1 protein-coding gene is annotated in these 219 nt (G+C 52.1%); it reads right to left on the reverse strand.

The annotated features are described in order from the left end of the window. Window positions 1-219 (reverse strand): histidine kinase dimerization/phospho-acceptor domain-containing protein (locus tag A3709_RS15755; protein ID WP_231871212.1); only part of this gene is annotated, 219 nt, incomplete at both ends.

Consider the following 219-nt stretch of genomic DNA (forward strand, 5'->3'; position numbering starts at 1 on the left):
ATTATGCCGCCGATAATGCGACTGAGTTCGGCAACGCTCTCCTCCGCCATCATTAGGCGGTGATTCTGACGCTCGTTGAGCGGATCCTGGCGCAGCAGGCGCAATGTACCAGAGATGCCATGAATAGGCGTGCGCAACTCGTGACTGATATTAGCAATAAACCCGGTTTTCAGCTCGTTGGTTGTCAGGGCCAGTTCATGCGCTTTTTCAAGTTCAATA

This window comes from Halioglobus sp. HI00S01, from assembly GCF_001635445.1.
GTDB lineage: Bacteria > Pseudomonadota > Gammaproteobacteria > Pseudomonadales > Halieaceae > Halioglobus > Halioglobus japonicus.